The sequence below is a fragment of the Pseudomonas profundi genome, from assembly GCF_008638305.1.
GTDB lineage: Bacteria > Pseudomonadota > Gammaproteobacteria > Pseudomonadales > Pseudomonadaceae > Halopseudomonas > Halopseudomonas profundi.
Genome location: NZ_VTPZ01000014.1, coordinates 45,576 through 65,960 on the forward strand (window position 1 = coordinate 45,576; position 20,385 = coordinate 65,960).

General features: G+C 60.9%; 18 protein-coding genes. 8 read left to right on the forward strand and 10 right to left on the reverse strand.

Going from position 1 to position 20,385, the window contains the following annotated elements; all coding sequences use genetic code 11:
• Positions 1-37 precede the first annotated feature (37 nt).
• Genes FZE95_RS16400 through xdhA form a run of 7 tightly spaced genes read right to left on the reverse strand, consistent with a single transcriptional unit; the run spans position 38 to position 8,114 of the window.
• Complete coding sequence (locus tag FZE95_RS16400; RefSeq protein WP_150301960.1) at positions 38-1,234, reverse strand: urate hydroxylase PuuD; 1,197 nt, start codon at positions 1,232-1,234, stop codon at positions 38-40.
• On the reverse strand, positions 1,215-2,594 hold the full coding sequence (gene guaD, locus FZE95_RS16405; protein ID WP_150301961.1) for a guanine deaminase: 1,380 nt from the start codon (positions 2,592-2,594) through the stop codon (positions 1,215-1,217). The genes FZE95_RS16400 and guaD overlap by 20 nt, the downstream gene beginning before the upstream one ends.
• The gene (gene uraH / locus FZE95_RS16410) at positions 2,594-2,935 is read right to left on the reverse strand and encodes a hydroxyisourate hydrolase (protein WP_190324593.1); all 342 of its coding nucleotides are present in this window, start codon (positions 2,933-2,935) and stop codon (positions 2,594-2,596) included. Before uraH ends, guaD begins: the two co-directional genes overlap by 1 nt.
• A complete protein-coding gene (gene uraD / locus FZE95_RS16415; protein ID WP_150301962.1) occupies positions 2,932-3,432 on the reverse strand; it encodes a 2-oxo-4-hydroxy-4-carboxy-5-ureidoimidazoline decarboxylase in 501 nt (166 codons plus the stop codon). Before uraD ends, uraH begins: the two co-directional genes overlap by 4 nt.
• Entirely contained in the window at positions 3,429-4,310 is an 882-nt protein-coding gene (xdhC, locus tag FZE95_RS16420; protein WP_150301963.1) for a xanthine dehydrogenase accessory protein XdhC, read from the reverse strand. Before xdhC ends, uraD begins: the two co-directional genes overlap by 4 nt.
• Entirely contained in the window at positions 4,310-6,664 is a 2,355-nt protein-coding gene (xdhB, locus tag FZE95_RS16425) for a xanthine dehydrogenase molybdopterin binding subunit (protein WP_150301964.1), read from the reverse strand. The genes xdhC and xdhB overlap by 1 nt, the downstream gene beginning before the upstream one ends.
• On the reverse strand, positions 6,657-8,114 hold the full coding sequence (gene xdhA / locus FZE95_RS16430) for a xanthine dehydrogenase small subunit (RefSeq protein WP_150301965.1): 1,458 nt from the start codon (positions 8,112-8,114) through the stop codon (positions 6,657-6,659). Before xdhA ends, xdhB begins: the two co-directional genes overlap by 8 nt.
• Before the next feature lie 214 nt (positions 8,115-8,328).
• On the opposite strand from xdhA, the gene FZE95_RS16435 reads away from it, so the two are divergent.
• Genes FZE95_RS16435 through FZE95_RS16465 form a run of 7 tightly spaced genes read left to right on the forward strand, consistent with a single transcriptional unit; the run spans position 8,329 to position 15,753 of the window.
• Positions 8,329-9,885: an ABC transporter ATP-binding protein gene (locus FZE95_RS16435; RefSeq protein ID WP_150301966.1), complete on the forward strand. Its 1,557-nt coding sequence runs from the start codon at positions 8,329-8,331 to the stop codon at positions 9,883-9,885.
• Entirely contained in the window at positions 9,872-10,960 is a 1,089-nt protein-coding gene (locus tag FZE95_RS16440) for an ABC transporter permease (protein ID WP_150301967.1), read from the forward strand. Before FZE95_RS16435 ends, FZE95_RS16440 begins: the two co-directional genes overlap by 14 nt.
• Before the next feature lies 1 nt (position 10,961).
• A complete protein-coding gene (locus FZE95_RS16445) occupies positions 10,962-11,888 on the forward strand; it encodes an ABC transporter permease (RefSeq protein ID WP_150301968.1) in 927 nt (308 codons plus the stop codon).
• Positions 11,889-11,941: 53 nt separating this feature from the next.
• Positions 11,942-12,694, forward strand: coding sequence for an outer membrane protein OmpK (locus FZE95_RS16450; RefSeq protein ID WP_150301969.1), 753 nt, complete (start codon positions 11,942-11,944; stop codon positions 12,692-12,694).
• Between the two features lie 59 nt (positions 12,695-12,753).
• A complete protein-coding gene (locus FZE95_RS16455; protein ID WP_150301970.1) occupies positions 12,754-13,416 on the forward strand; it encodes a TetR/AcrR family transcriptional regulator in 663 nt (220 codons plus the stop codon).
• A gap of 30 nt (positions 13,417-13,446) precedes the next feature.
• The gene (locus tag FZE95_RS16460) at positions 13,447-14,799 is read left to right on the forward strand and encodes an amidohydrolase family protein (protein ID WP_150301971.1); all 1,353 of its coding nucleotides are present in this window, start codon (positions 13,447-13,449) and stop codon (positions 14,797-14,799) included.
• A 3-nt stretch (positions 14,800-14,802) separates the two neighbouring features.
• On the forward strand, positions 14,803-15,753 hold the full coding sequence (locus tag FZE95_RS16465; protein ID WP_150301972.1) for an isopenicillin N synthase family dioxygenase: 951 nt from the start codon (positions 14,803-14,805) through the stop codon (positions 15,751-15,753).
• Between the two features lie 56 nt (positions 15,754-15,809).
• On the opposite strand, the gene FZE95_RS16470 is transcribed toward FZE95_RS16465, so the two are convergent.
• Genes FZE95_RS16470 through FZE95_RS16480 form a run of 3 tightly spaced genes read right to left on the reverse strand, consistent with a single transcriptional unit; the run spans position 15,810 to position 18,944 of the window.
• Positions 15,810-17,171 carry an 8-oxoguanine deaminase gene (locus FZE95_RS16470; protein ID WP_150301973.1) on the reverse strand — a complete coding sequence of 454 codons (1,362 nt, stop codon included), beginning with the start codon at positions 17,169-17,171 and terminating at the stop codon, positions 15,810-15,812.
• Entirely contained in the window at positions 17,168-17,980 is an 813-nt protein-coding gene (locus FZE95_RS16475) for an alpha/beta fold hydrolase (protein WP_150301974.1), read from the reverse strand. Before FZE95_RS16475 ends, FZE95_RS16470 begins: the two co-directional genes overlap by 4 nt.
• A complete protein-coding gene (locus FZE95_RS16480) occupies positions 17,973-18,944 on the reverse strand; it encodes an isopenicillin N synthase family dioxygenase (RefSeq protein ID WP_150301975.1) in 972 nt (323 codons plus the stop codon). Before FZE95_RS16480 ends, FZE95_RS16475 begins: the two co-directional genes overlap by 8 nt.
• Positions 18,945-19,323: 379 nt before the next feature.
• Here FZE95_RS16480 and FZE95_RS16485 point away from each other — a divergent pair, with 379 nt between their 5' ends.
• Entirely contained in the window at positions 19,324-20,352 is a 1,029-nt protein-coding gene (locus FZE95_RS16485; RefSeq protein WP_150301976.1) for an ABC transporter substrate-binding protein, read from the forward strand.
• Positions 20,353-20,385: the final 33 nt, after the last annotated feature.

Genomic DNA, 20,385 nt, shown 5'->3' on the forward strand with positions numbered 1-20,385 from the left:
GCGCCCCGGTTGTGCACCAACCGGGGCGCTTATGTTCCTACCTGTTATCGCTCAACCATTGCCCCAGTTCGCCGCGTTCTTCGTCAGTCATCCCCGTTACGTTACCCAGCGGCATGTAATGCGTCTCCACCGCAGACTGACGCACCTTGGCTTCGTGCTGCCTGAGTGCCGCCAGTTGATCGAGCACTATTCCCGCGGGCGGTGCCTGGAATGCAGGATGCGCCGGAGCAGTACTGTGGCAAGCCACACAATGATTATTGAGCAGCGACATGACCCTGTCGTCGCTGACGCTGCCGCCAGTTGATCCGTCCGTTGCATCGCGCGTCGGTGCAACGAGCCAGATCAGTATCACCGTCAATAATGCACTGATGACGAGAATCGACGGACGCGTCACGCCGTGATGCCGCAGATTGAAAAAATGCCGGGCGAAGGCCGTGATAAAACCGATCGCCGCCAGAATCGCCCAGCCGTGGGCGTGGCTATACAGCATCGGATAGTGGTTGCTGATCATGATGAAGATGACCGGCAGCGTCATGTAGTTGTTATGCACCGACCGCAGCTTGGCACGTGCGGCGAGTTGCGCGACGCGGGCACCCGGCTCCTGACCTTTCTCGATGGCATCAACCAGCGCGCGCTGCGCCGGCATGATGCCGAGAAAGACGTTGGCGACCATGATGGTCCCGACTACTGCGCCTACGTGGATGTAAGCGCCGCGCCCGGCGAATACCTGAAACAGGCCCCAGGCAACCAGCACCAGCAGGCCGTAAAGCACTGCGCCGAAGGCCATCCCGTGCCGGGCCAGCGGGCTGCGAATCAGCGTCTCGTACACCAGCATGACCACGGCCAGCGTGCCGAGCCCGATGGCGATCGCCTCGCCCGCGCTCAACGCCGCCTTGCTGGTATCAATCAGATAGCCTGGATTGCCGAAGTAATACACTGCAAACAGCAGCGCCATGCCGCTGATAAAAGTGCTGTAGGCCTCCCACTTGAACCAGTGCAGCTCGCCGGGCATTTTCTCCGGCGCAAGCTGGTACTTGGCAACCTCATAGATGCCGCCGCCATGGATGGCCCACAGGTCACCCTTGATGCCCTTGTCCTTCTTCCATTGCGGCGGTTCGCGCAGATGGTTGTCCAGCCAGATGAAATAAAACGAGGCGCCGATCCAGGCTACGCCGGCGATCACATGAAACCAGCGGATGATCAGACTCAGCCACTCAGCCAGATACGCATGCATTCAGTACAACTCCTTGTGCAGTATCACGATCGTACCGGCACTGGCCGGCAACATAGGTGCGTTGGATGGCGCGGTCATCGCCGAGGATCATCAGGTCAAACAGGATGCCCTGCAGATCACCAGCCGCTGTGGCTTTCATCTTCAGCATCGGGCTGGCGGCGCGGTCGAGGACCAGAAAATCAGCGTACTTGCCAGGCTGCAGGTTGCCGGTCTGATCGGCCTGATGCAGCACCTCGGCGTTGCCGAGCGTGGCCATATAGAAGGCCTGGAAGGGATTCAGTGACTGCTGACGCAGCTGGCATACCTTGTAGGCCTCGGCCATGGTGGTCAGCATCGACAGGCTGGTGCCGCCACCCACATCCGATGCCAGCCCGACGCTCACCCCCGCCGCCCGCGCGCTGGCCAGAGCAAACAAGCCGCTGCCGAGAAAGGTATTGGAGGTCGGGCAGAAGGCGATGCGCGTACCGGTTTCCCGCAGGCGTTGGCGATCCCGGTCATCGATATGGATACCGTGGGCGAGCACGCTGGTCGGCCCGAGCAGAGCAAAGTGATCGTAAACGTCCAGATAGCTTTCGCATTCCGGAAACAGCTCCTTGATCCAGGCAATCTCGGCCTGATTCTCGGCCCAGTGGGTCTGCATCAACACGCCGGGGTTTTCCGCCAGCAGCCGACCGGCCAGCGCCAGCTGCTCAGGACTTGAGGTAGCAGCAAAGCGCGGGGTAACGGCGTAGCGCTGACGGCCGGTGCCATGCCAGCGTTCAATCAGGCGACGGCTCTCGATATAGCTTGTTTCAGCGGTATCGCGCACGCCATCGGGCGCGTGTCGGTCCATCATCACCCTGCCGGCGGTCACGGCCATATTGCGCGAATGGGCAGCGGCGAACAGGGCTTCGGTGGCGACTTCATGCGAGGTGCTGAAGACCAGCCCGGAGGTGGTACCGTGCGCCAGCAGCAGGTCAACGAAGAGCTCAGCCCGCTCCGTTGCCCAGTCCGCATCGGCAAAGCGCGCTTCCGCCGGAAAGGTGTAGGTTTCCAGCCAGTCGAGCAGTTGCGTGCCGTAACTTGCCATGACAGACAGCTGCGGCATATGCACGTGAGTATCGATGAAACCGGGCACGATCAGACTGTCCGGCCAGTGTTCGACCGTACTGCCGGCCGGCAGCTGTGCAAGCAACCGCTCGGCTTCCCCGACCGCCAGAACGCGACCGTCGGCAATGATCAGCAATCCATCGTTCAGGTATTCATAGCTGGTCGGGTCGGGCACACCCAATCCGGGTTCGGCAAGAAAATGCAGCAGCGGCCCCCGCACTGCGGTGCAACCCTTCGGGAAGGGTTGCGCTGGAATCGTCGCTACGCTCATCAGCTACCCCGGTACGTTGAATAGCCCCACTGATTCAGCAATAGCGGCACGTGATAATGCGCTGCGGGATCGCCAAGTCGGAAACTGATGGTCACGAAAGGATAGAAGCACTCCTTGCCCTGGGCGGTGAAATACCCCTCGGTGTCGAAGGTGAGCTGGTAGATGCCTGCTGAAAATGTGTCGCCAAAACCATCAGTGACGCGGCCGTCCTGATTGGTCACGGCGCTGGCTACCTGCTCCCAGCCTGCTTCGCCCTGGCGTTCCAGCACGATGCGCACGTCGGCGGCAGGTCGTCCGCTACCGAGATCCAGAATATGAGTGGTGATGGGGCTTTTGCTCATAGCAGTTTGTCCAATCGAATATGGGTAATTTTTGCCTGCTCGGCAGCGGCAATGTCGATTTCCGCTTCCCGGCTATTGGGCAGGCGAGCCTCAAGCAGCGCGAGCATTTCCTGGGCGCTCTTGCCGGTGGCGCAGACAATGAAGATGAAACCGAACTTCTCTTCGTAGGCTTCGTTGCCCTCTTTCAGGCGCATCAGAACCTGTTCAGGGGCGGACTGGGCACCGGACTGTTCGCCACTCGCCATCGCTTCGGTGCTGGCGTATTTACTGCGCAGACTCTTGATGTCGCCGATCTTGGGGTGCGCCTCGAATGCTTCCAGCCAGTCGGCTTCGGTCAAGGACGGCCACAGTGAGTGAGCGGCGCTGTGCAACGACTCTATCGATTGAAACGGTCGCATCTCGGCCATTGGTCGCGCCCAGGCGTCCGCCGCACAGCAATCGCGAAACAGGGTCAGCGCCGCTTCGGCGGGCAGCTGGTTAATCTCTTCAAGGGTCATTGCGCCTCCACAGGCTGAGTTGGGGATGTATCTTCAGAGCTTGGCAGCAACGCCTTCAGCTCGTTCCATTTGACGCCGCGCCGTCTGGCTTTGGGCTGGTCGGTCGCCGCCAGCGACAACAACTCTGCGCAAATGGATACCGCGACCTCCATTGGCCGCTTGCCGGGCACATCGCTGCGCCCAACCGGACAACGGATCGAAGCGATCTGCGCTGCTGTATAGCCTCGGTGTTCCAGGCGCAGCCGGAAGCGTTCGGCCTTGGTCTGCGAGCCGATCAAGCCGATGCTGGTTGCGTCGCCTGCATCCAGCAGTGCGCGGCACAGGTCGTAGTCAAGCTGATGGTTGTGCGTCAGGATCAGCACGTGGCTGCCGGCGCACAGGGCTTTGGCGTCGCCAACAGGATCGTCCGTCAGGTGTTGCCGCACGTTGGCGGGCACGTCCGCCGCTTCAGGAAAGGCATCCGCCCGGGAATCAACCCAGACCACCTGCCAGGGCAGTTGCCCAATGATGGTCATCAGCGCACGGCCCACATGGCCCGCGCCAAATACCACTAGCCGCGCCTCGCTACCGGGCTGGCCTTCAAGCAATACCGACACGCTGCCGCCGCAACACTGCCCCAGGCTCGCGCCCAGCGGAAAATGCTGCAGCTGCGTTTCATAGCGGCGCGCGGCAAGTTGCTCGCGCGCACGGGCCATGATCTGAAACTCCAGGTGGCCACCGCCGACGGTGTCGTAGCTGTGTTCTGCGGTAATGACCATCTTGCTGGCCGGCTCGCGTGGCACCGAGCCCGCCACACCCAGAACAGTCACGAGCACGTAGGGCTCGCCGCGCGCCTCACAGTCGGCGACGGCCTGATACCAGGGCATGCGCTTGTCCATTACAGGTCCTCCTGTTGCGCGGCCAGCCAGCTCTGCGCCGCGTTCACCGCGCCGAGCATCCGCTCAGGTGTGGCCGGCGTGTCCAGTGGCGGACTAAAGCGGTAATCGGTCAGGCTGGCCACCGCATCGCGCAGTGCGCACCAGACCGAGATGCCCAGCATGAAAGGCGGTTCGCCCACCGCTTTGGAGCGGAAGATGGTCGCCTCGTTGTTCGGACTATTCGCCAGCAACTGCACGCGGAAATCGGCGGGCGTATCGGAAATTGCCGGGATCTTGTAGGTGGCCGGTCCGGTCGTCATCAGCCGGCCTTCGGGGCTGTACACCAACTCTTCAGTAGTCAGCCAGCCCATGCATTGAACGAAGCCGCCCTCGATCTGGCCAATATCAATGGCCGGATTAAGCGATTGCCCCACGTCATGCAGGATATCCACGCGGGTGACCTTGTATTCACCGGTCAGGGTGTCAACCAGCACTTCCGAGCACGCAGCGCCGTTGGCGTAGTACAGGAAGGGATGGCCATGCCCTTTGGCGTAATCGAAATGAATCTTCGGCGTGGCGTAAAACCCGGACGAGGACAGCGAGATACGGTTCATGTAGGCGGTGCGGACGAAGGTCCCCCAACTGACCCGCTGCTCGGCCATGACCACTTCGTTGTTCTCGAAGCGCACGTCGCCGGTCTTGCATGACCAGTGCTCCGCGGCGAATTCCACCAGTCGGGCCTTGATCTTCTCGCAGGCATCCAGCGCCGCCATCCCGTTGAGATCGCTGCCTGAAGAAGCGGCGGTCGGCGAGGTATTGGGCACCTTGTCGGTCCGTGTGGCCGATACAGCGACGCAGCTCACATCCACCTGAAACGCCGAGGCGACGACCTGGGCAATCTTGATATAGAGCCCCTGGCCCATTTCGGTGCCGCCATGGTTGATATGGATACTGCCGTCGGTATAGATGTGCACCAGCGCGCCAGCCTGGTTCAGATGCGTGGCGGTGAAGGAGATGCCAAACTTGACCGGGGTGAGCGCCAGCCCCCGTTTGAGCACCGGGCTCTGGGCGTTGAACACACTGATCTGCTCACGCCGCGCCTGATAATCCGAGCTGGTTTCCAGCTGACCGATCAGCTCGGCCAGCACGTGCTGCTCGATCTGCTGACCGTAATGGGTGGTGTCCCGGCCCTCGCCATACAGGTTGCGCTTGCGCACTTCCAGAGGATCAAGACGCAGATAGCGGGCGACGTCATCCATGGCCTTCTCGATGATCATCATTCCCTGCGGCCCGCCGAAACCGCGGAACGCGGTGTTGGACACCGTATGGGTCTTGCAGCGGTGGCCGGTCACACGCGCCTGGTCCAGAAAATAGGCGTTGTCCGCATGGAACATGGCGCGGTCGACGATGGCATCGGACAGATCCGGTGAATAACCACAGCGTCCGGCGACCATGATATCGGCGCCGCGTATCACGCCCTTATCATCGAAACCCAGATCATAGGTGTTGAAGAAATCATGGCGCTTGCCCGTCTGCACCATGTCATCGGCGCGCGACAGGCGATACTTGATCGCCTTGCCGGTGACATGCGCCAGCAGCGAGGCGACGCAGGCGAGCGCCGCAGCCTGCGTCTCCTTGCCGCCAAAACCGCCGCCCATCCGCCGCACCTCAGCCTGCACCGCATGAATCGGCAGGCCCAGCACCTCAGCGACCAGCTTCTGCACCTCTGAGGGATGCTGGCTGGAGGTATGCACGAACATGCCGCCATCTTCGGTTGGCTCAACCAGACAGGCCTGGCTTTCCAGATAGAAGTGCTCCTGGCCGCCCACCTCCAGCTGGCCTTGCAGCCGATGTGGTGCTGCAGCGAGCGCCTGGTCGGGATTGCCGCGCAGATGGGTGTTGGTAGGACGAACAAAAAATGCCTGCTCAAGGGCCTTGTCGATCGTCAGTACTGGCTCGAGCAGTTCGTATTCAACGTTCGCCAGGCGCGCCGCTTTACGCGCTGCGTTATGGCTGGTTGCGGCCACTGCAAAGATCGGCTGGCCAACATGCTCGACAAGCTCGCCGGCCAGCACCGGATCGCCCGGAAACACCGGACCAATGTCGGTATGGCCAGGTACGTCGTCGACTGTCACGACAGCGACCACGCCCGGGTAGTTACGCACCGCACTGAGATCCATCGACACAATGCGCGCATGCGCATGCTGGCTATGGCCGACAGCGGCGTGCAAAAGGCCCTCCGGTTCGGGCAGGTCATCGATGTAGCGGGCCTCGCCGCGCACGTGTTTCCAGGCGCTGTCGTGCAGGGCGCTCTGCCCTGCCAGACCGGCCGCCACGGCTGGCTGATGAGCCGTTTCGCTTGGGAGTCTACGCATGATGGGTCACCGAAAGCAGAGGTTTGGCGTTGACGCCGGCGCGGTGTTCCAGCAGCGCGCGGCGCAGCAGATTGCCGGCAATCTGGCTCCGATAGTCGGCCGAAGCACGCGCATCGGATAGCGGCATGAAGTCCTGCGCCAGCGCGTTGATTGCAGCGCTGACGGCAGCCTCATCAAAAGCCTGACCGCGCAGCGCGGCTTCGGCGGACTGCGCACGCTTGGGCGTCGCAGCCATGCCGCCATAGGCCAGCCGGCAATCGACAATCTGATTGCCCGCAAAGCGGAACCAGAAGGCACCAAGCACGGCGGAGATATCGTCATCGAGCCGTTTGGATACCTTGTAGATGAACAGTCGATCGTCCTGCGCCGGCGTCGGGATCTGCACACTGCGGATGAATTCCTGCGGGCGCAGGGCGGTTTTGCGATAGCCAAGGAAAAACTCATCCAGCGCCACCCGGCGTTCACCCTCGGCGCTGTCCAGCACCAGTTCGGCGCCCAGCGCCAGCAACGGCGGCGGCATATCGCCGATCGGCGAAGCATTGGCAATATTGCCGCCCAATGTGCCGCGGTTACGTATCTGCAAGGAGGCCAGGCGGTCCAGCAGCGGGCCGAATGCCGGCCAATCGCCTACCAGCAAATCAGCCATACCGGTGAAGGTCACCGCCGCGCCAATCTCAAGCACGGATTCGGTTCTGCTCAGACGCTGCAGCTCCGGCACCCGCTCCACCGCCACCAGATGCGGCACATCGAGAAGCTGCTGGGTGATTTCCAGCGCCAGATCGGTGGTGCCGGCCATCAGGCGCGCCGCGGGATTTTCCGCCAGCAGCTCACGCAGTTCAGCCAGCGATACCGGTGCATGAAAGGTGCGGCCCGATGCATCGTTCAGAGACACCGACTGCGCGCCGGCAGGCTCCTGCGCAGCGTTCACAAACAGGGCATCGCCGTTCCAGGCTGCCGAGTTGTCGATGATCGACTGGCGTCCGGCTTCGATGATGGGCCGGTATCCGGTACAGCGGCAGAGGTTACCGGCCAGCGCTTCGATCAGACGCTCCTGATCACAATCGCGCCCTTCCACTGTCACCTCGCGGTGCAGCCCGACCATCGACATGATGAAGCCCGGCGTACAAAAGCCACATTGCGAGCCGTGACATTCGACCATGGCCGTTTGCACCGGGTGCGCCGGTTCATCGCGCAGAGCATCCACCGTGACCAGATGGCGTCCGTGCAGGCTGCCAATCAGAGCAATACAGCTATTAATGCTCTGATAGTGCGTTTCGCCATCTTCGCTCGGCGTACCGAGCAGCACGGTGCAGGCTCCACAATCACCCGAGGCGCAGCCCTCTTTGGTGCCTGTGAGCCGCTTTCTGGTGCGAAGCCATTCCAGAATGCTCAAATTTGGGTCAACTCCTTCAAGGAGTTCTGGTTGCCCGTTCAGATAAAATTCGATCACTGTTGTCTCCGGATCCCGAGATCGTGAAGTGTTACGCCGCTTGGCGCCCCTAGGTTCCGCAAGGGTGGCGGGAGAATCACCCTAACCTCTGCAAAAAGCTGACCACTTAGTCTGAAAACAGATTCTTTGGACGATATAACGCTGTTGGCAAGCAAATTGCTTTTAGCCAAATGTTGATTATCTGGTCAGTTAATTTGAGGCTAAGGGTGTGAAGATGGCGAGTACCGCGCGTCTGGAATTAGTGAACATCGTCAAGCAGTATCCCGGATGCCGGGCGAACGACGGTGTTCATCTCACCGTCGCGGCCGGCGAGATACATGCGCTGCTAGGGGAAAACGGCGCAGGCAAAAGCACCTTGATGAAGGTTATCTACGGCGTCGTTCAGCCAGATGAAGGGACAGTCATCTGGAACGGCAAGCCCACCCAGGTTCAGGGGCCGCGGCACGCACGTGACATCGGCGTGGGGATGGTCTTTCAGCACTTCTCCCTGTTTGAAACCCTGACCGTCGCGGAAAATATCGCATTAAGTCTGCCAGCAAGCGAAGCGAGGAACACCCGCAAGCTGGAGGCGCGGATTCGAGAGGTGTCCACCCGCTATGGAATGGCGCTGGATCCGCGGCGGCATGTTTCCAATCTGTCGATCGGCGAGCGCCAGCGCGTCGAAATCGTGCGCTGTCTGATTCAGCAGAGCGCCCTGCTCATCCTGGATGAACCCACTTCAGTACTGACGCCGCAGGAAGTCCAGGTACTGTTCCGCACCCTGCGCCAGCTGTCAGCGGAGGGTTGCAGCATTCTGTTTATCAGCCACAAATTGCAGGAAATCCGCGATCTGTGCCACAAGGCCACCGTCATGCGCGGCGGCAAGGTAACCGGGTCCTGCGTGCCCTCCGAGGTATCGGTAGATGACATCGCGCGGATGATGGTCGGCAGCGACACCCCACTCTCCACGCAGGCTACGCCATCCCAACCAGGGGACGTGCTGCTCAGTGTGCGCAAGCTTAGCCATCCCACCAGGGACCCCTTCGGCACCAGTCTCGATGCTATCGATATGGAGCTGCGCGCCGGCGAAATTGTCGGCATCGCCGGGGTTGCGGGCAACGGTCAGGATGAGCTGCTCCGTGCATTGTCCGGAGAGCGCCGCAGCGAAGCGGGCTGTTTATCCATTGGCGGCAAAGATATAGGTCAGGCCGGCCCCGCCCAGCGCCGCCAGGCCGGTGTGGCCGTCGTACCGGAAGAGCGCCTCGGACGCGGCGCCGTTCCGGGCATGTCACTGGTATCCAACACACTGCTGACAGCCTATGGCCGCGGACTGGTCAAGCGCGGCTGGGTGCGCAGTGCCAAGGTCCGCGAATACGCCGCGCATATCCGTGAGCGCTTCGATGTACGCAGCGCGAGCATCGATAGCACGGCGGCCAGCCTGTCCGGTGGCAACCTGCAAAAATTCATCATCGGCCGGGAAGCGCTGCAACAGCCGCGCCTGATGGTCGCGTCGCATCCGACCTGGGGCGTGGACGTCGGCTCCGCAGTAGCCATCCACGAAGCACTCATACGTTTGCGCGACCAGGGCGCAGCTGTGCTGCTGATCTCCGAAGATCTGGACGAGCTATATCAGCTATGTGACCGCATGGGCGCGCTGTGCAGCGGTCGCCTGTCTCCGCTGGTGCCCACCAGCGAGTTGGGTATCGAGCAGCTCGGGCAATGGATGGCCGGGGAATTCCCGCAGCCAGGTACCGCTCCGTCGGCCACGGAGGTGACACATGCTGTCGCTTGAACGGCGCGCGGTCGATTCGCGCTTGATGCAGTGGGGCTCGCCGGTACTGGCGTTGCTGCTCACTATCCTTACCGGTCTGGTGCTGTTCTGGGCCCTGGGTAAGGACCCGCTGGCCGCCCTCGGCTTCTTCTTTCTGGTCCCTCTGAGCGATACACACGGCTGGGCCGAACTCGGTCTGAAAATGGCACCGCTGTTGCTCTGCGCGGCGGGGCTGACGGTCTGCTACCGCACGCGCATCTGGAACATCGGCGCTGAAGGCCAGTTTGTGATGGGTGCGCTCTGGGCTTCGGTGGCAGCGCTCAAACTGAGCGACGCCACCGGTTTCTGGGTACTGCCGGTGGTGCTGGGTGCCGGCATTATCGCGGGCGCGCTGTGGGCCTGGCTGGCAGCTGTATTGAAGACGCGGTTTCACTGCAACGAAATCCTGACCACCATCATGCTCAACTACATCGCGTTGAACCTGCTGCTCTATGCAGTGCACGGTCCGCTACGCGATCCGATGGGCTTCGGCTTTCCTCAATCCGAGATGTTTACAGCCTCGGCACTGTTGCCGCAACTGATCGACGGGACCCGCCTGCATATCGGGTTGTTGTTCGCGCTGTTCGCCGCCGTGGCAGTCGGTGTGCTCTTCACGCGGACCTTTATCGGTTTCCAGCTCAACGTGCTGGGCCAGGATGGCCGCGCCGCTGCCTTCGCCGGCTTCGGTGAGCGCCGGTTGATCTGGCTGGCCTTCCTCATCGCTGGCGGTCTTGCCGGCCTGGCCGGGGCCTCGGAAGTATCCGGCCCCATTCGCCAGCTGATCCCGCAGGTGTCCCCGGGTTACGGCTACACGGCGATCATCGTGGTGTTCCTGGGCCGCATGCAAGCGGTGGGCATCATCCTCGCCAGCGCCCTGCTTGCCCTCACCTTCATGGGCGGCGAAATGCTGCAGATCGCCATGAACATGCCCAAGGCCATTACCGGTCTGTTCCAGGGGCTGTTGCTGTTCTATCTGCTGACCTGCGATGCCTTCATCCACTACCGCCTGCGCCTGCGTCGTCCGCTGCCGAGCGCGGCAATCGGGCAGGAGGCCTGACATGGATACGCTACTGATCACCAACATTCTGGCCGCGACTATCATTGCCGGCACGCCCCTCTTGCTGGTGGCCCTCGGCGAACTGGTGTGCGAACGCTCCGGCGTACTTAATCTCGGCCAGGAAGGCATGATGCTGATGGGCGCGGTGATGGGCTTTATCGCCGCTGTCACCAGCGGCAGCCTGGCCGTCGGCGTGCTGGTGGCCATCCTTGCCGGGATTGCCATGTCGATGCTCTTCGCGCTGATGGCCGTTACCCTGGCAGCCAATCAGTACGCCGCCGGTCTGGCGCTGACCATCTTCGGCACCGGCCTGAGCGCCTTCATCGGCAGCAGCTATGTCGGCCAATCCATCTCCGGCTTCCCGAAGATTGCCATTCCCTATCTGTCCGACATCCCGGTGCTGGGGCCGGTGCTGTTTCGCCAGGACCTGCTGGTGTACCTCTCGCTGGTCCTGTTCGTGCTGGTATTCGTGTTCCTGCGCTACACCCGCGGCGGCCTGATTGTGCGGGCCGTGGGTGAATCACCCGAAGCGGCCAACGCCAATGGCATGCGCGTGCTCGCGGTGCGTTACCTGGCGGTGGCCTTCGGCGGCGGCATGGCCGGCCTGGCAGGTGCTTATCTATCGCTGGCCTACACCCCGATGTGGACCGAGAACATGACCTCAGGGCGCGGCTGGATTGCCCTGGCACTGGTGGTGTTCGCCACCTGGAAACCCGAGCGCGTGTTGCTCGGAGCCTACCTGTTCGGCGCCGCGAGCATTCTGCATCTGGTGCTGCAGGGTCTCGGCTGGCGCAGTTCCACCGAGCTACTGGCGATGCTGCCCTACGTCGTGACGATCGCCGTGCTGGTGCTGCTGTCATGCAATCCGGCGCGCACGCGACTGAACACCCCTTTATCCATCGGCCAGCCCTATCGGCCAAGCAAGTGAGCTGTAGTACCCCTGTGCCAACCAGAAGAAACAACCACATCAAGGATATGACCATGAAAGTACTGAAGAAAACGTTGCTGGCAGTCTGCGTCGCAGCCTCCTTCATCCCTGCTGCTCAAGCCGAGAAGTTCTTCTCCGACTCGAGCATATCCGTGCTTTACAGTGATGATTACGAGGCCTTCGGCCGGCAGCAACGCACCGACACCTACTTCACTTTTGAGAACGCCACTGGCCACAACTGGGGCAGCACCTTCTTTTTCTTCGATCGCAACCAAGGCCACGGCAGCAGCCAGGATAACGATGACTTGTATGGCGAATTCGCGCCAAATATCAGCCTCGGCTGGCTGACCGGCAATGACCTGAGCTACGGCTTGATCAAGGACGTGACCCTGTCCGGTCAATACGAACTGGGCGGCGGAGCCGACGTCAATAACTACTTGTTGGGTCTCGGTCTGGACTGGAATATTCCCGGCTTGCAGTACTTCGGCACCCGGGCCTATCACGTCAACAATAGCGAAACGGACAATGACTATCAGCTGACCGTCGTCTGGGGCGCGCCTATGGAGTTCGGTCCTCACCGCGTGCTGCTTGACGGTTACATGGACTGGTCAACCTCAGCAGACGACCACGAGTCCGAGCTTCACTTCAACCCGCAGCTGAAACTGGATATTGGCAACTACTTCAATAATCCGCGTGTTCTCTATGCCGGCATCGAGTACTCCTACTGGAACAACAAGTACGGTCTTGACGATGCGGTGATGGATACCGAAAGCGCTGTCAGCGCACTGGTCAAGCTGCACTTTTGATCAAGTCAGGGAGTTCGGCTACCGTCGAACTCCCTACCGCATAAAAAGTGACGACAGGTATGAGCACCCAGAGCCGAACCCGAACTCGAACAAAAACCTATCGCCCCGGGCGCATTCGCGAACGCAACCGCGAAATCATCCTGGCTGCCGCGGAGAAAGAATTTGCCCAGCACGGTTTTCGCGGTGCGACTATCCAGAACATAGCCGAACGGGCAGAGCTGCCGAAATCCAACGTTTTGTATTACTTCAGCAACAAGAACGAAATCTACAGCGCCATGTTCGACGACATCATGACGCGCTGGAATGCAGTATTCAGCTCGGTGTCGCCGGAAGACGACCCCGCCACAGCACTGGCTACCTTCATTCGTACCAAGGTCGAACTGTCACGTACACACCCTCTGGCTTCCCGTCTATTCGCACTGGAGATCATCCAGGGCGCGCCGTTTCTGATGGACCATTTGCGCGGCACCATGCGCGACTGGGTCCGCGGGCGAGCCACTGTTATCCAGCAATGGGTAGATGAAGGCCGCATGGCCAAGGTCGACCCGGTGCAGCTGATCTTCCTGATCTGGTCATCCACCCAACACTACGCCGACTTCCAGATACAGATACTGATGGTGGAAAACAAAGCCGAATACGAGAAACTCGATTTCGATCATGCGGCCGACTTTTTAACCAAGGTGATCCTGCGCGGCTGCGGCCTGGAACCACCCCAGACTTAACCCCATGAACGTGCATGGAAGCGAGCAACGATGAACAGTTTTGCGATCACCAATGCAGCCATCTTTACCGTCGACCCGGCCGACAGGGTCATCCCATGCGGCACGCTGACTGTGCAGCAAGGCCGGATCGTCTCACTAGGAACCACCGAAGCGATACAGGTGCCGCCCGACATACCGGTGATCGACGCCAGCGGGCACGCGTTGCTGCCCGGGCTGATTGACTGCCACTCGCATTCGAGCCTGATGCGTGGCGTCACGGAAAACATGCAGCTGATGGAATGGCTGCCCTACTACCAGCTTGAGCATCGCGCCCTGACCGAAGAGTACGCGTTCCATTCCGCGCGGCTGTGTTATCTGGAAGCCCTGAAAAGCGGCACCACCTGCGTGATGGACATGTACCGTTTCATGCACCGCTGCGCCGAGGCCGCTGATGAAGTGGGGCTGCGGGTGAACCTCGCTCCCTATGTGGCCGATGCGCCAGGCAAGGACTTCTTCGCTAGCCTGGCCGAAAATCACGCCCTGATCCACAGCCACCACGGCAGCCAGAACGGCCGCATTCAGGTATGGATGGGGCTCGAGCACCTGTTCTACTGCACCGCCGATGCCTACGCCCAGGCCTTACAAGCACAGCGCGATTATGGCGTCGGCATCCACACCCATGCCTGCGAGCAACGCGAGGAAGATCAGGCCGTCGAGCAGCACTTCGGCCGCCGCTCGATCGCGCAGCTGGATCACTACGGCATTCTGGGCGAGCGCACCCTGCTGGCCCATTGTGTGTGGCTGAATGACGCTGAAATCAGACGTCTTGCCGATACCGGCACCGCCATCGCCCACTGCCCTGTCAGCAACGCCAAGTTGGCCAGCGGCGTTGCCCGCGTGCCCGATATGCTGGCCGCCGGTATCACGGTCGGGCTCGGGACCGACGGCCCGGTATGCAACAACAGCCTGAGCCTGTTCGAGGAAATGAAGTTCGCCTCGCTGATCCAGAAAGCCACGCGACTGGACGCTACGGTGCTGCCCGCCGATCAAATGCTGCGCATGGCCACCATCAACGGTGCCCGCGCGCTGGGCCTGGACAGCGACATCGGCTCGCTGGAAGTTGGCAAGTGTGCCGATCTGCTGTTGCTTGACCTGGGCATGCCGAACATGACGCCGGCGCAGGTCGATGCCCAGGGCGGCAATGTGCTGTGGAATCTTGTGTTCGCCGCCGGCACCCAGAACGTCGCCAGTGTCTGGGTCGATGGCCGCCAACTGATCGCCAATGGGCAGACGACGCGCCTGAATGAACGCGAAGTCATCTTTGATGCGCAGGCGCACGGCCTGGCGCTATTTGAGCGTTGCCGCGACATATCACATCTCAAATCAACCATGCTCGGGGACTAATCGATGCAATCGCTACCCATCATTTCTGTCGCAGGCCTGAATAGCCCTGATCCCGCCGACCGTGCCAGGGTTGCCGCTGAACTGGGCCGCGCCTGCCGTGAAGTCGGTTTCTTTTATGTTGTGGATCATGGGATACCTGCAGAGCGCATCCAGCGTGCGTTCGGCGATGCCCGACAGCTGTTCGAACTCCCGCTTCGAGACAAGCAAGCCATGTCCATCAAGCTGTCCCCGCACAACCGTGGTTACGTCGCGATGGCCGATGAGCGGCTGAATCCGCGGGCCGGGGCAGACATGAAAGAGGCCTTCAATATCGGCACAGAGTTCGCTGCCGATCATCCAGACGTGGTGGCCGGCAAACCCTTTCGCGGCGTCAACTTCTGGCCGGAGCTTGCGCAGTGGCGGGACCGGATGCTGACGTATTTCAATGATTGCCTCGAACTGGGCCGGCTGCTACATAAAGGTTTCAGTATCGACCTGGGGCTGGCTGAAACGCACTTCGAAGAACATCTGGCCGAGCCCGTTGCCACGCTGCGCCTGCTACGTTACCCGGCCAGTGCCCACAAGGAGGCGCGGGAAGATGCCGGAGCCGGTGCACACACGGACTATGGCAACATCACCCTGTTAGCCACCGACGAGGTCGCCGGTTTGCAGGTACTGACCCGTCAGAACGAGTGGATCGAAGCGCCCTATGTCCCCGGCGCCTATGTTTGCAATATCGGCGACTGCCTGATGCGCTGGAGCAACGACATCTATGTGTCCACTCCGCATCGGGTGCGTCCGCCGAAGCGTGAACGCTACTCCATCGCTTTCTTCCTGGAAGTGGACCCCGACGCGATCGTTGATCCCCGCGATGTTGTGCCCAATGCAGAGCCGAAGTACCCGCCGGTCACCTGCGGTGACTATCTCGCCGCCAGACTCAACGCCACCTACGCCCACCGCCAGCCCGGCGCATAGCCTGCGAGCCCTTGTCGCGCCTTTGTCACACTCTGCCGCAACAAGGGCCAGCCCGCTCAACCAATCAGCTCGGCTGCCAGGCGGTTGTGATCTTCGATTAACGTGGGCAATTCTCCGGTCAGCAATTCACCTCGCTCCACTACCAGCCGGCCGTTGATAATGCTGTAGGCCACCCGTGGCGGTGTGCAGAATACCAGTGCGGCCAAGGGATCGGTCTGCGCGCCCGCCATGGCAATATCATCAGTACGAAACGCCACGATATCTCCGCAGTATCCCGCCTGAATACGGCCTAATGCATCGCTGCGCCCGAGCACTTCTGCCCCGCCCCGGGTGGCAAGCTCGAGCGCTTCGCGCGCAGTCATCGCGCCCGGGTCCTCATCCCGCACGCGCGCCGAGAGCATCGCCTGGCGTGCTTCATCGAGCAGGTTATTGCTGTCATTCGAGGCACTACCGTCCACCCCGAGACCGACTTTCACCCCCGCCTGACGCATTTTTCTGATTGGCGCCAGACCGGAAGCAAGCCGCATATTGGAGCAGGGACAATGCGCAACGCCCGTGCCGGTACGCGCAAACAGGGCAATGCCGGCGTCATCCAGCTTGACGCAGTGGGCATGCCAGGTGTTTTCACCTACCCAGCCTACTTCCTGAGCATATTCGGCAGGCGTCATGTTGTAGACCTCCCTGCAGAAATCGACGTCCTTGCGGTTTTCCGCCGTATGGGTATGCATGCCGACGCCGTAGGCGCGGGCCAGCTTGCCGGTCTCGACCATCAGCTCGCGGGTAACGGTGAACGGCGAGGAAGGCGCGACGACCACACGGGTCATAGCGTCGGGCGCTGCATCGTTATGCGCTTCAATAACGCGCTGCATGTCGCTGAGAATCGCATTCTCGTCGGCTTCCACCAACGAGTCCGGTGGCAACCCGCCTTTGCTCTGACCCAGGCTTATGGCTCCGCGCCCGGCGTGGAAGCGAATGCCCATTTCGCTGGCAGCCTGGATGCTGTCTTCCAGCTGGATGCCGTTGACATAGAGGTACGCCTGATCCATAGCCGTCGTGCATCCGCTGAGCATCAACTCGGCTACCGCCGTACGCGTCGCGGCGCGGGCCATTTCCGGCGTCAGCCGCGACCATACCGGGAACAGCGCAGTCAGCCAGTCAAACAGCTCGGCGTCCTGCGCTGCGGGCAGCACGCGGGTAAGCGACTGAAACATATGGTGATGGGTATTGATCAGGCCCGGTATGACCACGTGACCAGCCAGATCGATCACGGTATCAGCAGTTGCGGGAAGCTCGGCTGCGGCGCCCACCGACTCGATACGATTGCCGCGGATGAATATCGACGCGTTCTTCAGTTCCCGGTATGCCTCGTCCATGGTTGCTACGACGGAGGCGTTTTTCAAAAGCAGAGTCTGGGTCATAGGTAATCCTGAGGGCCGGCGGAAACCGGCGTGGTGTGGTCTTGTTGAACGTCCATGCGGGAACATTGCTGCGCTATGAACGAGAAAATGACATCGGCAAGTGCCCGCGGGGCGGATGCCTGGGGCACGTGCCCTGTATCCAGACTTGCCACATGTGCGCCGGGCACAAGTTGTTGCATACGGCGCTGGGCGGCAAGGATGACTGAACGGTCCTTGCGCGCCTCCACATAAAGGCGCGCAAGTCGTCCGAAGCGCTCTTCGGTCCAACGGGGAATCATCGCGCGAGTCCCCTCTGGCTGCGCACCGAGTTTCCCCGCGGCAGCAAAGGCAGCCTCCTCGGGCAGATCCTGTAGAAAAATATCGCGCGCGGCGCTCAGTGGAACACGGGACGTCTCTCGATCGGCTGACCATTCGAGAAAGGGCGTGATGCCCGCGGCCTCAGGAATCTCCCTACGTAGTCCGGCAGTCAATTCGGCGAATCCCAGCCCGGACGGAAGCATCATCCCTGCAACGTAGATCACCCCGGTAACCCGTTCACTGATCGCTTCGGCCGCCTGAGTGGCGATGACGCCCCCACCGGAATGGCCAAGCAAAAACAGCGGACCTCCGACGTCTGCACAACATTCCAGCACGTGATCGACGCAGCTCCGTAGTGACAACTGATCGCCCTCTGCAGGGTGCGCGCTGCTGCCGGGCATGTCGGGCGTCAACACGCGGATTCCGGAGGCGTCCAACATGGGTCTGATTGAGTCCCATATCCAGCTTCCCGCCCAGGCGCCATGAATCAGAACGATGGTTGGTTCACGCATAGGTTCTCCGGTACATCTCGCGTAGATGTTGCTCGACAGTGACGGGCGGATACCGAGGCGTTTCGCCCGCCTCCAGGCACCCTGGCAGACAGCGCACCTCATGCTGCAGTGCACCGCTGAAAAAGAACGGCACTGAATAGCGCTCCTCGCCGGACGTGTTGATAACCCGGTGCAATGTGGAGCGATAACGGTCGTTGGTCCAGCGCGCGATCATGTCGCCCAGGTTCACCACGAAGGTGCCCGGCACTGGCTTGGCATCAAGCCAACTGGCCGAAGCGGCATTCCAGATCTGCAGACCCGGCTTGTCATCCAGTAGCAGAATAGTAATCCCGCCAAAATCTGTATGCGCGCCACAGCCCTTTTCACCGGGCAGCGGCTTGGCCGGCTGTGGCGGATAGTGCAGCAAGCGAAGCGTGGCCAGCGGATCGGTGCAAAAGTCCTCGAAATAAGTCGAAGGCAAGCCAAGCGACAGTGCCAAGCCGCTCATGATCTGCGCACTCAGGCCGAGCAGAGCCTGGTAGTAGGTTGTCATGGCTGGTTGGAAGTCCGGCACATCGGAGGGCCACTGGTTAGGCCCCGTATTGAAGGTGCCCGCCAGCACCCGTGGGTCATCAGCCGGCACCTCCTCGCCGATGTAATAACCTTCTTTCAAGTCTGGCAGCGAGCCCGGCTCCAGCGTCTGCCCACCCAGGGGTTCGTAGCCGCGATTGGCGGAAGAACGCAACTTGTCCACCGCATGCTTCTCAGCCAGAGGCTGGTCGAAGAAGGCTTTCGACGCGGCGAACACCCGCTCAATCAGGGCCTGCTCAATACCATGCCCGCTGACGTAGAAGAATCCGGTATGCGAGCAGGCCTGGCGCAACGCGCCCCCCACCTTCGAGGCTTCGCTGGCGCATCCGCCGCGCAACGGTGATAAATCGATAATTGGGAGAGTACCTCCCTGGGATTCAGGTTGTGCTTGCACGTCATGCTCCTCTGTTGGCACGAACCAAATGTGTTCTGTCCAGTTGGTCAGGTATTCATGATGCGTGCCAGTTTTGAAAAGCTGGGTAACTCGTCGCTTCAGCGCCAGCCGCCTGAAAACCAATGCAGTCCACTTCGTCAGCGTATTGATAGCAGAGGGTTCCACGCGGTCTGCGGCAGTGCATCTTGCAGCTGAAGTGTTCCATGTCAGTGCGCCTGCGCCTGTAAAGACACGCCCCAATGCGCTCTATTCGCGGGTCTGCTTGTCTGGCACAGCGCTTGCTACAGAAACCTGAACTGATGGTCAGGTTATTGGAGCCGATCCAGCCCACCGTCATGTTACGAACACAGCCGATCAAGAGATCAAGTGGAGCAAACTCATGACCTCAGGAAGACCCAATGTTGTTACTCACGCCGCACGCCGTTTCTCCTTTCTCGCCGGGGCGCTAACGCTAGCGGGAAGCCTGGCGGCAGGTACGGCTTCTGCCGCGGAGCTCGATAAAATCGTCTTTGGCACCAACTGGTACGCCCAGGCCGAACACGGTGGCTTCTACCAGGCGAAGGCTACCGGCATCTATGAGAAACACGGCCTCGATGTGTCCATTGAGATGGGTGGCCCGCAAGTCAATGGTATGCAGCTTCTGGTCAGCGGTCGCCGTGACATCATCATGGGCTACCCGATGGCCAACGTGAAGGCGGTACAGGAAGGCTTACCGGTGGTGACGGTTGCCGCGACCTTCCAGAGCGACCCGCAAGCGCTGTTGGCACACCCTGATGTGAAGTCGCTGGAAGAGATCAAGAGTCAAGACATGGACGTCTATATTGCATCCAATGCCCACACCAGCTTCTGGCCCTGGCTGAAAGCGGAATATGGCTATGACGACTCCATGGCTCGCCCCTACACCTTCAGCGTAGCGCCCTTCCTGGCCGACACCTCTGTGGTGCAGCAGGGATACATCACCTCGGAACCCTTCGCGATGCAGAAAGGCGGCGTAACCCCCACCATATTGCTGATGGCCGACTATGGTTATCCGCCTTACGCGCAGAGCATCGACACCACCACCAGGCTGGTCAAGGAAAACCCTGATCTGGTGAAGCGCTTTGTACAAGCCACCATGGAGGGATGGGTCAGTTACATGAATGATCCCGCTCCTGGCAACGCGCTGATCCAGGAAGACAATCCGGAGATGACTGACGAACAGATCGCGTTTGGCATCGAGAAGATGAAGGAGTACGGCCTGGTCTTCGGCGGCGACGCAGCAACTGGCGGCGTCGGCATCATGACCGACAAACGCTGGCAGGCGCTGCGCGATTTCATGGTAAAGGCCGAACTCATATCCGCCGATCTCGACATCAAAAAGGTGTATTCGCTGGCGTTCCTGCCGGACGAACCCCAGCTTTTTCAGTGATCCCTTTATCTTTACCAACTGAGCGATCGTCCT